At 67.0% G+C, this 12,176-nt stretch carries 14 protein-coding genes; 5 read left to right on the top strand and 9 right to left on the bottom strand.

What is annotated here, in order from left to right; translation table 11 throughout:
* Positions 1–4: 4 nt before the first annotated feature.
* The 6 genes from CRO22_RS02115 to CRO22_RS02090 form a co-directional block, all read right to left on the bottom strand.
* Positions 5–415: a GNAT family N-acetyltransferase gene (locus tag CRO22_RS02115; RefSeq protein WP_097068448.1), complete on the bottom strand. Its 411-nt coding sequence runs from the start codon at positions 413–415 to the stop codon at positions 5–7.
* The gene (gene tsaB / locus CRO22_RS02110) at positions 415–1,029 is read right to left on the bottom strand and encodes a tRNA (adenosine(37)-N6)-threonylcarbamoyltransferase complex dimerization subunit type 1 TsaB (RefSeq protein WP_097068447.1); all 615 of its coding nucleotides are present in this window, start codon (positions 1,027–1,029) and stop codon (positions 415–417) included. The genes CRO22_RS02115 and tsaB overlap by 1 nt, the downstream gene beginning before the upstream one ends.
* The gene (locus tag CRO22_RS02105; RefSeq protein ID WP_097068446.1) at positions 1,019–1,585 is read right to left on the bottom strand and encodes a NifU family protein; all 567 of its coding nucleotides are present in this window, start codon (positions 1,583–1,585) and stop codon (positions 1,019–1,021) included. Before CRO22_RS02105 ends, tsaB begins: the two co-directional genes overlap by 11 nt.
* A gap of 70 nt (positions 1,586–1,655) precedes the next feature.
* Positions 1,656–2,108, bottom strand: coding sequence for a DUF2267 domain-containing protein (locus CRO22_RS02100; protein WP_245860852.1), 453 nt, complete (start codon positions 2,106–2,108; stop codon positions 1,656–1,658).
* Positions 2,109–2,115: 7 nt separating this feature from the next.
* A complete protein-coding gene (locus CRO22_RS02095) occupies positions 2,116–2,571 on the bottom strand; it encodes a universal stress protein (protein ID WP_097068852.1) in 456 nt (151 codons plus the stop codon).
* 89 nt (positions 2,572–2,660) lie between these two features.
* Entirely contained in the window at positions 2,661–3,527 is an 867-nt protein-coding gene (locus tag CRO22_RS02090; RefSeq protein ID WP_097068444.1) for a branched-chain amino acid aminotransferase, read from the bottom strand.
* Positions 3,528–3,713: 186 nt separating this feature from the next.
* Here CRO22_RS02090 and CRO22_RS02085 point away from each other — a divergent pair, with 186 nt between their 5' ends.
* The 3 genes from CRO22_RS02085 to CRO22_RS02075 all read left to right on the top strand — a co-directional run bounded on the left by CRO22_RS02085 (position 3,714) and on the right by CRO22_RS02075 (position 7,380).
* Positions 3,714–4,637: an NAD-dependent epimerase/dehydratase family protein gene (locus tag CRO22_RS02085; protein WP_245860851.1), complete on the top strand. Its 924-nt coding sequence runs from the start codon at positions 3,714–3,716 to the stop codon at positions 4,635–4,637.
* On the top strand, positions 4,634–5,266 hold the full coding sequence (locus tag CRO22_RS02080; protein ID WP_097068443.1) for a sugar transferase: 633 nt from the start codon (positions 4,634–4,636) through the stop codon (positions 5,264–5,266). The genes CRO22_RS02085 and CRO22_RS02080 overlap by 4 nt, the downstream gene beginning before the upstream one ends.
* Before the next feature lie 239 nt (positions 5,267–5,505).
* The gene (locus CRO22_RS02075; RefSeq protein WP_141399403.1) at positions 5,506–7,380 is read left to right on the top strand and encodes a polysaccharide biosynthesis protein; all 1,875 of its coding nucleotides are present in this window, start codon (positions 5,506–5,508) and stop codon (positions 7,378–7,380) included.
* Here the strand turns inward: CRO22_RS02075 and truA are convergent, their stop codons facing one another.
* Positions 7,381–8,148 carry a tRNA pseudouridine(38-40) synthase TruA gene (truA, locus tag CRO22_RS02070; protein ID WP_097068441.1) on the bottom strand — a complete coding sequence of 256 codons (768 nt, stop codon included), beginning with the start codon at positions 8,146–8,148 and terminating at the stop codon, positions 7,381–7,383. It abuts the gene before it with no gap.
* A gap of 131 nt (positions 8,149–8,279) precedes the next feature.
* Between truA and CRO22_RS02065 the strand changes: the two genes are divergently transcribed.
* Both CRO22_RS02065 and CRO22_RS02060 read left to right on the top strand, forming a co-directional pair.
* Positions 8,280–9,683 (top strand): YcjX family GTP-binding protein, encoded by a 1,404-nt coding sequence (locus CRO22_RS02065; protein WP_097068440.1) that lies wholly within the window; start codon positions 8,280–8,282, stop codon positions 9,681–9,683.
* Positions 9,680–10,681, top strand: a complete 1,002-nt coding sequence (locus CRO22_RS02060) for a YcjF family protein (protein ID WP_097068439.1) — start codon at positions 9,680–9,682, stop codon at positions 10,679–10,681. Before CRO22_RS02065 ends, CRO22_RS02060 begins: the two co-directional genes overlap by 4 nt.
* Here the strand turns inward: CRO22_RS02060 and CRO22_RS02055 are convergent.
* Positions 10,678–11,088 carry a group III truncated hemoglobin gene (locus CRO22_RS02055; protein ID WP_097068438.1) on the bottom strand — a complete coding sequence of 137 codons (411 nt, stop codon included), beginning with the start codon at positions 11,086–11,088 and terminating at the stop codon, positions 10,678–10,680. The genes CRO22_RS02060 and CRO22_RS02055 overlap by 4 nt on opposite strands.
* A 36-nt stretch (positions 11,089–11,124) precedes the next feature.
* Positions 11,125–12,171 (bottom strand): Holliday junction branch migration DNA helicase RuvB, encoded by a 1,047-nt coding sequence (gene ruvB / locus CRO22_RS02050; RefSeq protein ID WP_097068437.1) that lies wholly within the window; start codon positions 12,169–12,171, stop codon positions 11,125–11,127.
* Positions 12,172–12,176: the final 5 nt, after the last annotated feature.

Genomic DNA, 12,176 nt, shown 5'->3' with positions numbered 1-12,176 from the left:
TTGCTCAAAGCGTCAGCACCAGCACCAGCGCATCTTCCGTCGTGCCGTCCGGCGCGTGGTAATAGCGCTTGCGGCGGCCCGCTTCCGTCCAGCCTGCGGCGGCGTAAAGCGCGCGGGCGGGGGCATTGGAAGCGGCCACTTCCAGAAAGGCTGCGCTGGCGCCGCGGGCACGGGCCTCTGCGGCAAAGCCCGTCACGAGCCGCGCAGCCTTGCCCTGTCGGCGCGCCCCGGGCGCAACCGCGAGCGTGAGCAGCTCCGCCTCGTCGGCGATCACCCGACCAAGCAGGAATGCTTCTGGTTCGCTGAGCAGGAAACAGGGGGCAGAAGCCAGAAGCTCGGAAAATTCTGCCGCCGACCAAGGGCGCGGCGTGGTGAAACAGGCGCTGTGCAAGACGGCGAGGGCTTCGGGTGCCATCAGTCGAGCAGCTTTGGCGGCGCGTCGGAGGGCGGCGCGGCATCGGCGCCGCGCAGATAGAGCGGCGCCGGGCGCGGTTGTTCCGTGCCAAGGCGTCTCCTCGCGACGTGTGCGATCGCCACGGCGAGCGGATAGGTGGCCGTCGCTTCCGGGGCCATCATTGGGTTGCCCGCCAGCTCCGCCAAAAGGCTTTCCAACGGCGCAAGGCGCGGTGTCTCGGCACCGGTTTCGGAAAACATCTGGGCATAGGCCTCGCCACGGCGCGCATCGAGAAGCACGGTCACGGGGCGGGAGGCGCCTTCGGCGCGCGCCTCGAAACTCGAGACGCCAATCGCCGGAATGCCGAGCGACAGGGCGAGCCCGCGCGCGGCGGAGACGGCAATCCGCACACCGGTGAAATTGCCGGGACCAATGCCCACGCCAATCGCGGCAAGATCATGCCAGCCGAACCCGGCGCCTGCGAGCAGGTCTTCCAGAAGCGGCATCAGCCGTTCGGCCTGCCCCTTTGCCATCTCTTCGACCCGTTCGGCCAGCACCCGCTCGCCCGCAATCAAAGCGGCCGCGCAATGCGCGGCCGATGTGTCGAAGGCCAGAATGACGGGCTCAGCCGGCAACGGCGCGCACCTCGCTCACCTCGGGGATGTAGTGGCGCAAGAGGTTCTCGATCCCCATCTTCAGCGTGTAGGTGGAGGAGGGGCAGCCCGCGCAGGCGCCCTGCATGTGCAGATAGACCACGCCCTTTTCAAAGCCGTGGAAGGTGATGTCGCCACCATCGCGCGCCACCGCCGGACGCACGCGGGTGTCGAGCAGCTCCTTGATTTGGGAGATGATCGCGCCGTCCTCGCCATCATCGGCGCCGCCTTCGGTGTGGCCACCTGCCGCCGCGCCCATCAAGACCGGCTGGCCGGACTGGTAATGCTCCATGATCGCGCCGAGGATCGCGGGGCGGGCGTGCGACCAGTCGGTCGCCTCGTCCTTCGTCACGGTGACGAAATCGGCGCCCAGAAACACCGCTTTCACGCCTGCAACGCGGAAGATCCGGCCCGCGAGCGGCGAGACCTGTGCGGCCTCTTCGGTAGTGAAATCGGCGCTGCCTTCGCCCAGCACATCGAGCCCGGGCAGGAATTTCAGCGTGGCGGGGTTCGGGGTGGTCTCGGTCTGGATGAACATCGATGCCTCCTTGGCTTGCGGTCTATATGCGCGCGCCAAGAAAAATAATCAAGTTTGCGCCGCACGCGGCTCAGAAGATGCGCGGGGCAATCTCGGCGGGGTCTGCCACCTCGGGTTTCCAGAACGCCGTTGCTTCCGGGCCAAGCGCGGCAAGAACCCGCGCAAAGGCTGCGTGATCGACATAGCGCCAGAGCGCGAAAGCCGTGGCCTCGATGGCGTTATCGGGCGTGAGGTTGTGATGCGGACGAAGTGCCTGCGCGCGCTGCGTCATTTCTGCGCGGGTGCCGAAGGGCAGGGGCGCCGCGGCAAGATCCCAATGCGCCAGAAACAGGCCGCGCAGCACCACCGGCAGGCAATCGGCGAAAGCGAGCGCCTCGGGCGGCGTCAGGCAGGCGCGAAAAGCGCGCAACACACCCTCGACCGCAGTGAAGGCCATGTTGTCGGACACAAGTCCCATCCGCTCGCGCGCGTCGAGAAGGAAGGCCTGAAACTCCTTCTGGGCGTGCCGATAGGTCCAGGGCATCGGCATCTCAGGTGATCGCTTCGAGCCGTTCCTTCGACATGTCGCCCGGCACGATGGTGACCGGGATCGGCAAGTTGCCCGAATTGCGGCTCATCTGGGTGACGAGCGGGCCGGGCCCGGCCTTTTCGGTGCCCGCGCCGAGCACGAGCACCCCGATCTCCGGGTCTTCATGCACGAGCGCGAGGATCTCCGTCACCGGGTCGCCCTCGCGGATCACGAGTTCGGGGTTCACCCCCTGCTTGTCACGCATCCATTTGGCGAAAACCTCGAAATGCGCCTCGATCGCCTCGCGGGCTTCGGCACGCATGATATCGGCCACTCCGATCCAGTGCTGGAACTCCTCGGGCGAAATCACCGACAGGATCGTCACCCCCCCATGCGTATGCGCGGCCCGCATCGCGGCATAGCGCATCGCATTGAGGCATTCACGGGTCTGGTCGAGCACGACGAGAAACTTGCGCATCCGCACCTCCGGCATTGCCGCCATGATCACCCTCCCGATGCGTTTTGGCAACTGCGGTCCGGGCCCTCCCCGGCCCGGACCGCTTGCGTTCAGAGTCTTTGGCCCGCGGCGAAGTCCCAGTAAAGGCTGCGGATCCGGTCCGTCACCGGATGATCGCCATAGGTGACATCGTCAAAGGCGCTTACTGGCGTGACCTTGGCGAAGTTGCCCGAGAGGAACACCTCGTCGGCCTGCCGCACATCCTCGACGCTGAGCACGCATTCGCGCACCTCCATGCCCGCGGCGCGCATGTTGGCAATGTGGCGCGCCCGTGTGATGCCGGAAAGGAAGGTTCCGTTGGCGATGGGCGTCATCGCCACGCCATCCTTCACGATGAACAAATTGGCCGAGGCCGTCTCGGCGACATTGCCCATCGCGTCGCAGACGAGCGCATTGCCAAAGCCTTTGCGCTTGGCCTCTACCAGCATCCGCGCGTTGTTCGGATAAAGGCAGCCCGCCTTGGCGTTGCAGACGTTGTCGGCCAGCACCGGGCGGCGGAACTGGGTCGTCGTCAGCGTGGTTGCCTTGTCGGCAGCGGGCATCGCCACCTCTTCGAGGCAAAGCGCGAAGCGGGTGGAATTGGCGAGCGGCGAGATGCCGAGCTCGGAGCCGTCAATCGCCCAATACATCGGGCGCACGTAAACTGCCGCGCCGGGCGCATATTTGCGTAGCCCCTCGCGGGCGATCTCGACCATGTCTTTGGCGGAAATCGTCGGCGTGATCATCAGCGCTTCGGCGGAGCGGTTCACCCGCGCGCAATGCAGATCGAGATCGGGGATCAGTCCCTCAAAGAGCCGCGCCCCGTCGAACACCGAAGAGCCCTGCCAAAGCCCGTGGTCGGCGGCGCGCATAACCGCAATGTCGCCCTCGTGCCATGCGCCCTCGAACCATGTGCGGATATTCGTGCCGAATGCCATCTTGCGTCTCCTTTTCGTGGCCGGATGCTAAGCACCGCGCGGCGCAAAGGTCCAGAGCGCGGATTGTATCGGTTCGAGGCCCGGGGAATGGCTTGCGGGGCGGCGAGAGGCGTCTCGACGGGTTGGTGCCGCCCGTTCGAGATGCTATCGCTGGCCGGACCGATCACGACCGATGAAAGGCCTCCGATGCGTAAGGATCTTCAGATCAGCTCTGCCGTGGCGCCTGCGCTTTTGGTGGTGGGTGGTTCGGGGCGGCTCGGTCGGCTGCTGCGCCGGGCCTGGCCGCTTGCAGGGGCGGGCGTGCGGCCGCTCTGGCAGGCGCGGGACGCGGAAGCCTTCGCGGGGCTCGGCGGCCCCGATCTCGTTTTCGATCCGCTGGCGGAGCCCGCGGCCTTTGCCGCTGCTGCTGCGGCGGCGGATGCGGTGCTGATGCTGGCCGCGCCGGTTACGGGCGATGCGGCGCAGCTTGCGGTGACCACCGATCTGGCGCGGGCCGCGCTGCGGGCGGCGGCGGGGCGGCCGCTTTTTCTGGCCTCGTCGGCGGCGGTTTACGGGCATCCCTCAGGGCTTTGCCGCGAGGAGGAGCCGCCCGCGCCAGTGGCCGATTACGGCCGCGCCAAAGCCGCGATGGAGGCGGCGGTCGCGGGTGCGCCCGGCGTCGTAGTGCTGCGCATCGGCAATGTGGCGGGGGCGGATGCGCTTCTGGGCCGTCGCGTCGCAGGCGTGCGCCCGCTCCATGTCTTTGAAGACGGGCGCGCGCCGCGGCGCAGCTATATCGGGCCGCAAGCGCTGGTGCGCGCGCTGGCGCGGCTCGTGCGGCTCGCGGCGGCCGGGGCAGATTTGCCTGGCGTGATCAATCTCGCCCTGCCCGGCGCAGTGGGGATGGAGGCGCTGCTTGAGGCGGACGGCCAGAGCTGGGCGCCGCTTCCGGCACCTGCGGGGCTGATCCCGCGGGTCGAGTTTGAGCTGCGCCGCGCATGCCTGCTTGGCCTCGTGCCCGAGGAGGAAGCAACCGCGCGGCGCATTGTCGCGGATTTGCGGGCGCTTGAGACTGTGCCCGCAGAGGCATCGCAAAACACGGTTGGGGCCGGAGAAGGCAGGACGGCATGAGCTTTTCGAAACGTCTGTTCGACATCGTCTTTGCGGTGCTGCTGCTGCTGCCGATCGGGGTGATGGCGGGGACCGTTCTGGGGGTGCTGATGCTGACCCAGCCGCGGCCCTGGTTTTATGCCGCCGAGCGGATGAAAACGCCGACCGAGGCATTCCGGCTCTGGAAGTTCCGCACCATGACGGTGGTGGCCACCGACGCCGGGGTCTCTGGCGGCGACAAGGCGGCCCGGATTACCCCGGCGGGAAGGGTGCTGCGACGCTACCGGCTCGATGAACTGCCGCAAATCTGGAATATTCTGAAAGGGGATATCAGTTTTGTCGGGCCGCGCCCGCCGCTCCGGCTCTATGTCGAGCGCTTCCCCGAGATTTACGCGCGGGTGCTGCAAAACCGCCCCGGCGTGACCGGGCTCGCCTCGATCCATTACCACCGCCACGAGGAATGGCTGCTCGCCCGATGCCGCTCGGCGGCGGAGACTGACCGGATCTATTGCGCCCGCTGCATCCCCGCCAAGGCCCGACTCGACGGGATTTATGCGCGCCATGCGTCGGTCTGTTTCGATCTGCGTCTGATCGGGCGGACGATCGCGCGGATGCTGGGCGGTCGCCGGCGTCCCGCACGCCGGGGCTGAGGCCCGGTCCGAAGCGCAGATGGGCGAAACATTGCCTGAGGACGAGGCGTGGCGGGCAGTTCGGATGCAGACTGTGGCATTAAATCGCTAGTTGTGATTTTCTGCGACTGCAAATGGTTGACCCGAGTCGTTCGCGGGGTATTGTCGGGCATAAATTTGAACAGGAGGACGGGCGCTAAGTGTTCGTCAAGTCCATCATATCGCTGAACAGGCGCCAGAAGGCAGTCATTCTGCTGACGATGGATCTTCTGCTTGTCGCAGCGTCCTATTTGCTTGCGCTGATGCTTCTGACAATCGACGGACCGGTCCTTCCGGGCGGTCTGGGAGGGGCGCTGGCGCAGCTTCCGGCGCTGCTCGTGATGGCGGGGGCGCTGTCGCTGACGCTCGGGCTTTCTCGGCGTCGGCTGCGCGATTACGAGGGCACGGCCATCGCGCTCTCGGTCTTGCTTGCCGTCGTGCTGGCCGCCGGATCCTTTGTTCAGGCGCGGCTCACCGGGCTGAGCTTGCCCGGTGGCGTGCATGTCGTCTTTGGCCTGCTCTGTTTCATCGGCGTCTTCCTGAGCCGGCTCTCGCTGATCTGGGTGCTCACCGAAATTTACCGGCATTCCCGCAACTTCAAACGTGTGGCGATTTATGGGGCCGGGCGCACCGGCATGGCGCTTGCGCAAGAGCTGCGCAAGAGCGACGATTTCGTGGTCTGCGCCTTTCTGGACGACAATGCCGCGCTGCGCGGGATGACGCTTGACGGACTTCCGGTCTATCCCGGGGTGCAGGCCGGCAAGGTGATCGAGCGCTACAAGGTTGACCGGGTGATCCTGGCGATGCCCTCGCTTTCCATCGACAAGCAGACGTTCCTCTCGAAACGGCTCGAAAAGCTCGGGTTGCAGGTGCAGAGCCTGCCTGCTTTCACGCAGTGGCATGGCGGGGCGGAGCTGCGCAAGATGCTCACCCCGATCGGCCCGGCCACGCTCCTGAGCCGCGATCCGCTGTGCCAGAACCTTCCGGCCGGCAACAACGCCTATTGCGATGCCAAGGTGATGATTTCCGGCGCGGGCGGCTCGATCGGGCTGGAGCTGTGCCGTCAGGTGGTGGCCTGTCGCCCCCGCAAGCTCGTGTTGTTCGAACTCTCCGAACTTGCGCTCTACAATGCCGATGCCGAATTGCGGGTGCTGGCCGAGGCGGTGGGGGTCGAGATCGTCCCGGTGCTCGGATCTGTAGCCGATGCGGTGCAGGTGCGCCGCGTTCTCGCCGAGCACGAGATCGAGATCGTGCTGCATGCCGCCGCCTACAAGCATGTTCCGCTTGTCGAGATCAACCCGCGCACCGGGTTGGCCAACAACACACTCGGCACGGCGGTTCTGGCGCGGGCGGCCCGCGACGGCGGCGTCCGCCGTTTCGTGCTCGTCTCGTCCGACAAGGCGGTGCGGCCGGGCAATCTGATGGGCGCCTCAAAGCGCTTTGCCGAGCTTCTGGTGCAGGATCTGGCGGCGCGGCCGGGCAAAACTGTGTTCTCGATCGTGCGCTTTGGCAATGTGCTCGGCTCCTCGGGCTCGGTGGTGCCGCTGTTTCAGGAACAGATCGCCCGTGGTGGCCCGGTGACGCTGACCGACGAACGCGTGACGCGCTATTTCATGACGATCCAGGAAGCCTCCAAACTGGTGCTGCTGGCGGGTTCGTTTGCCGAGGGCGGCGAGGTCTTCGTGCTGGACATGGGCAAGCCGGTGCGGATCGGCGATCTGGCGCGCAAATTGATCTCGACGGCGGGCTATACCGTGCGCGATGCGCAGAACCCCGACGGCGATATCGAGATCGTCACCACCGGGTTGCGCCCCGGAGAGAAGCTGCATGAAGAACTGATGGTGCGCCGTGGCGCCACCACCACCGCGCATCCGAAGATCATTTCGGTGCGCGAGGATCATCTCTCCGAGCTGGAAACCGCTGCGGCGCTGCGCGATCTGCGCGATGCGATCGAGCGCGGCTCGGATGCCGATGCGATAGCCGCTGTGGCCTGGGCCGTGCCGGAATATGCGCCCAAGAGCCTGCCCGAGGACGCGCTGCAATGCCAGGTCGTGCGGGCACGGCGCAATCGGGACCGGGACGTTCCCGCCGAGTGATCACCCGAACGGATTGGCGGGATAGCCCACGCCGGTCAGGTAAAGCCCCTGTGGCGGGGCCACGGGGCCACAGGCGGCGCGGTCTTGCGCGGCAAGGGCCGCGGCAACATCTTCGGGCGCCCAGGCGCCAGCCCCCACCCGCTCCAGCGTGCCGACGATCGAGCGCACCTGATTGTGCAGAAAGCTGCGCGCGCGCAGCGCAAAACGGTATTCGTGTCCCTGGGGCAGGGCGATTTCCTCGAGCGTGATCTCGTCAAGCGTCTTTACCGGCGATTTCGCCTGGCACATCGTGGCGCGGAAAGTGGTGAAATCGTGATGTCCCACCAGATGCGCCGCCGCCTCCCGCATCGCGCCCGCATCGAGCGCGTTCTGCACTTGCCAGACCTGACCGCGCTCGAACACCACCGGCGCACGCCGCGCCACAAGACGGAACAGATAGCGCCGCTCGATGGCCGAGAACCGGGCGTGGAAATCCTCCCCCACCCGCGCACAGGCGGTGATCGCCACCGGGGCCGGGCGCAGATGGTGGTTGAGCGCCTCGGAAAGCCGGAACGGATCCCAGTCTTTCGTCAGATCTGCATGGGCGACCTGTCCCGTCGCATGCACCCCGGCATCGGTGCGCCCGGCCGCGGCGATGGTATGGGGCCCCGGTTCGAGCCGGGCAAGGGCCGCCTCCACGGCGCCTTGCACCGAGGGCTGATCGGCCTGCCTCTGCCAGCCGGCGAAAGGGGCCCCGTCATATTCGATCCTGAACGCATATCTGGGCATGGCGGGGCGATACCGCGGCCGCGTCTCCCGTGCAATGGTCTTGGCCGGGGCCGCGCCCCCTGCGCTGCTTTCGCCCCTGTGAATCGGCGTGTCCCGCGCCTATCTTGTTACAAAACAGGAAAGGCAGCGCAGTGGGTATCACCGAGATTGCCGATGACATCGGCCGCAGTATCGAGGGGCTCGGCTCCTCGGTTTCCGAAGCCCTGTTCGAGCCGGTTATCCGGCTCGGCGTCACCGGCCTCTCGCGGGCCGGCAAGACCGTTTTCATCACCTCGCTGGTGGCGAACCTGCTCGACCGGGGGCGGATGCCGGCGCTGACCGGTGCCGAGCGCATTCGCGCCGCTTACCTCAAACCGCAGCCCGACGACACGGTGCCGAGGTTTGATTACGAGGATCATCTCTCCGATCTGACCGGCCCCGAGCCCCATTGGCCCGAGGGCACGCGCGCGGTCTCTGAACTGCGCCTGAGCTTCCGCGTTGCTTCGGGCGGGCTTCTCGGGGGCTTGCGGGGCCTGCGCACCGTGCATCTCGATATTGTGGACTATCCCGGCGAATGGTTGCTCGATCTGGGCCTGATCGAGCAAAGCTTTGACGAATGGTCGACCGGCGTGCTCGATCGGTTGCCGGGACGACCCGGGGCGGATGACTTTCTCGCCGCGCTTGACGAGGTGGACCTCTACGCCGACCTGGAGGAGCCGCGCGCGAAAGCCCTCGCAGAGGCATTCACAAAGCATCTGCATGCCTCCCGCGAGGCAGGATTCTCGGATTGCTCGCCCGGCCGTTTCCTGCTTCCGGGCGAGATGGCGGGCTCGCCCGCGCTCACCTTTGCCCCGGTGCCGCCCGGCCGCTACCCGCGCCATTCGCTCGGCCGCGAGATGGCGCGCCGGTTCGACGCTTACAAGCGCGAGGTGATCAAGCCTTTCTTTCAAGACCATTTCTCCCGCATCGACCGGCAAGTGGTGCTGGTCGATGTGCTCGGCGCGATCCACGCCGGGCCGGCCGCGCTTGAAGATCTGCGCCAATCCATGGCGGGCATCCTCTCCGCCTTCCGCCCGGGGGTGCCGGGGCTTTTGCTCACGCTGATGGGGGTGAAAAAGGTCGAAAAGATCCTCTTTGCCGCGACCAAGGCGGACCATTTGCACCACGCCCAGCACGCGCGGCTCACCGCGATCACCGAGGCGCTGTTGCGCGAGGCGAAGGACCGGGCCGATTTCGCCGGCGCGCAGACCATGGCGATGTCGCTTGCGAGCCTGCGCACCACCTCGGAAGACATGATCCCGCATGAGGGCGAGGAGCTTCCCGCGGTGCGCGGGCGGCTGGAAAATGGCCGCTCGGTGGCGCTTTACCCGGGCGATCTGCCCGAAGACCCGGCGCAATTGCTCGCCCCGGCCCGCGAAGGTGCCGAGAGCTGGCTTGATGCCGATTTCGGGCTGATGAATTTTGCCCCCGCGCCCGTGGTGCTGCGCCCCGGTGAGGGGCCGCCGCATATCCGGCTCGACCGCGCGGCCGATTTCCTGCTCGGGGACAAGCTATGAGAAAACCGATCGTTCTCGACCTCGACGCCCCGCCGGTATCGCCTGCAGATGTGCCCCCCGTCGTCGACGTGCCCCCGCCCTCCGAGGTTCCGCAGGGGCGGGCGATGCAGATCGCCACGCGCCTTGCCGCAAGACCCCGCTCAAAACTCACCCGCTTTTTCTGGCAGGCAACTTCGGCGCTCGTGGGCTTTCTCGTCACCATTGCGCTTTGGCGCTTCGTTGACGGGCTCTTTGCCGCGAACCCGATCCTCGGCTGGGTGGCGAGCCTGCTTCTGGGCTTCTTCGTGCTTGCAAGCCTGCTTGTGACGTTGCGCGAGGTCTCGACCTTCGCGCGGCTCGACCGGCTCGACAAGATCCAGCAGGAGGTAACCGAGGCGGCCACGCAGGATCAGCTCAAGGCGGCACGCGCCGTGGTGAGCAAGCTGCAAAAGCTCTATGCCGGGCGGCCCGACATGGAATGGTCGCTCTCGCGCCTGAAGGAGCGCGCGCCCGAGCAGCTCGATACGCATACGCTTTTGCTTTTGACCGAGACCGAGCTGATGGCACCGCTCGATGCGGCGGCGCGGCTTGAGGTGGAGGCAGCGGCGCGCACCGTGGGCACGATCACGGCGATCGTGCCGCTTGCGCTCGCCGATGTGGCAACCGCGCTCATCGCCAATATCCGCATGATCCGCCGCGTGGCGGAAATTTATGGGGGCCGGGCCGGGGCGCTGGGGGCGCTGCGGCTTGCGCGCACGGTGATGACGCATCTGGTGGCAACGGGGGCGGTCGCCGCGGGGGACGATCTGATCGACACGGTCGCGGGCGGCCATGTCGCGGCCAAGCTCTCGCGCCGCTTTGGCGAGGGGATCGTCAACGGTGCGCTCACCGCGCGCGTCGGCATTGCCGCGATGGAGGTCTGCCGACCGATGCCGTTTTCGGCCTTGCCGCGCCCGAAAGTACGCAGCCTCACCGGGCGCGCGCTCTCGGGCGTGTTCTCGAAAGCGAAGGACGACTAGCGCAGGTTCGGCACGGCATCGGGGGGGCGTCCGACATCCTCGACGCCCATCCTGAGCCCCTTGCCGATCCGGTGCGCCAGCGCCGACCATGCCGCGGCGGCCTCGGGCGCAAGTGTCTCGCGCAGCACGGCATCGAAGGTGGCGAGCCAGAGCGGGAAATGCCCCCCCTCGACATCGCCCGCGCGGCGATGCGCGATCATCGGGCTGCCCTCGTAGCCTTTTTGATGCAGGATCGAGCCCTTCCAGAACCGCGCGATCTTCGCCTCGTGATGCGCCCAGTCGGTGACATGGGCGGCAAAGATCGGCGCAAGCTCCGGGTGGGCGCGCACGCGGGCATAAAAGCGCGCGACGACACGCTCGATCTCTTCCTCGGTGATGGTGAAGCGGGGGGGCGGCAGGGTGTTCATGGGGGAAATGATACGCCGAAGGCGGCGCGCGTCCAGTCACGCCCCGTCAAAGAGGTCGGATTGGCCCGGTCCTTGCGCATTGGGCGCTTGCGGTGCATCGAGCCCGAGGTGGCGCCAGGCGCGCGCGCCCAGCATGCGCCCGCGCGGGGTGCGCTGCACAAGGCCCTGCTGCAGAAGGTAAGGCTCGATTACCTCTTCGATTGCGTCGCGGCTTTCCGAGAGCGCGGCGGAGAGGGTTTCCACGCCCACCGGTCCGCCGCCGTAATGTTCCGCCATCAGCCGCATGTAGCGCCGGTCCGCGCCATCAAGGCCGAGATGGTCGACGCCAAGACGGGTCAGCGCATTGTCGGCCAGCGCACGGGTGAGGCGACCATCCCCCTCAACGAGCGCAAAATCGACCACCCGGCGCAAAAGCCTGCCAGCAATGCGCGGCGTGCCGCGGGCGCGCTTGGCGATCTCGCGGGTGCCATCGGCATCGGCGGGGATGCCGAGCATCCGCGCGCCGCGGCTCACGATCAGATCAAGCTCGTCCTCGGTGTAGAACTGCAGCCGCGTCGGGATGCCGAAGCGGTCGCGCAAGGGCGTGGTGAGCAGGCCCAGCCGCGTGGTGGCGCCGACGAGCGTGAAGGGCTGGAGTTCGATCCGCACGGTGCGCGCGGCCGGGCCCTCGCCGATCACGAGGTCAAGCTCGAAATCCTCCATCGCCGGGTAAAGCACTTCTTCGACCGCCGGGTTGAGGCGGTGGATCTCGTCGATGAAGAGCACATCGCGTGATTCAAGGTTGGTGAGAATGGCAGCAAGGTCGCCCGCCTTGGCCAGCACCGGGCCCGAGGTCATCTTGAAATTCACGCCCAATTCGCGCGCCATGATCTGCGCCAGCGTGGTTTTGCCCAAGCCCGGCGGGCCATGAAAGAGCGTGTGGTCCATCGCCTGACCGCGCATCTTCGCGCTTTCGATGAAGACGCGCAGGTTTGCCCGTGCCTCGGCCTGACCGATGAACTCCTCCAGCACCTGCGGGCGCAGGGCGCGGTCGGCATCCTCGGGGAGGCGGTCGGGGCGAAGGGTCGGGTCGGGGTCGGTCATCGTCT

Source organism: Rhodobacter maris, from assembly GCF_900217815.1.
Taxonomy (GTDB): Bacteria; Pseudomonadota; Alphaproteobacteria; order Rhodobacterales; family Rhodobacteraceae; genus Rhodobacter; species Rhodobacter maris.
This window is presented reverse-complemented; position numbering and strand designations above follow the sequence as displayed.

Excerpts from the sequence above, each read along its gene's own strand:
- CRO22_RS02115 (WP_097068448.1), bottom strand. The coding sequence starts at position 415 with ATGGCACCCGAAGCCCTCGCCGTCTTGCACAGCGCCTGTTTCACCACG.
- CRO22_RS02105 (WP_097068446.1), bottom strand. The coding sequence starts at position 1,585 with ATGTTCATCCAGACCGAGACCACCCCGAACCCCGCCACGCTGAAATTC.
- CRO22_RS02100 (WP_245860852.1), bottom strand. The coding sequence starts at position 2,108 with ATGCCCTGGACCTATCGGCACGCCCAGAAGGAGTTTCAGGCCTTCCTT.
- CRO22_RS02095 (WP_097068852.1), bottom strand. The coding sequence starts at position 2,571 with ATGCGCAAGTTTCTCGTCGTGCTCGACCAGACCCGTGAATGCCTCAAT.
- CRO22_RS02090 (WP_097068444.1), bottom strand. The coding sequence starts at position 3,527 with ATGGCATTCGGCACGAATATCCGCACATGGTTCGAGGGCGCATGGCAC.
- CRO22_RS02085 (WP_245860851.1), top strand. The coding sequence starts at position 3,714 with ATGCGTAAGGATCTTCAGATCAGCTCTGCCGTGGCGCCTGCGCTTTTG.
- CRO22_RS02080 (WP_097068443.1), top strand. The coding sequence starts at position 4,634 with ATGAGCTTTTCGAAACGTCTGTTCGACATCGTCTTTGCGGTGCTGCTG.
- CRO22_RS02075 (WP_141399403.1), top strand. The coding sequence starts at position 5,506 with ATGGATCTTCTGCTTGTCGCAGCGTCCTATTTGCTTGCGCTGATGCTT.
- truA (WP_097068441.1), bottom strand. The coding sequence starts at position 8,148 with ATGCCCAGATATGCGTTCAGGATCGAATATGACGGGGCCCCTTTCGCC.
- CRO22_RS02060 (WP_097068439.1), top strand. The coding sequence starts at position 9,680 with ATGAGAAAACCGATCGTTCTCGACCTCGACGCCCCGCCGGTATCGCCT.
- CRO22_RS02055 (WP_097068438.1), bottom strand. The coding sequence starts at position 11,088 with ATGAACACCCTGCCGCCCCCCCGCTTCACCATCACCGAGGAAGAGATC.
- ruvB (WP_097068437.1), bottom strand. The coding sequence starts at position 12,171 with ATGACCGACCCCGACCCGACCCTTCGCCCCGACCGCCTCCCCGAGGAT.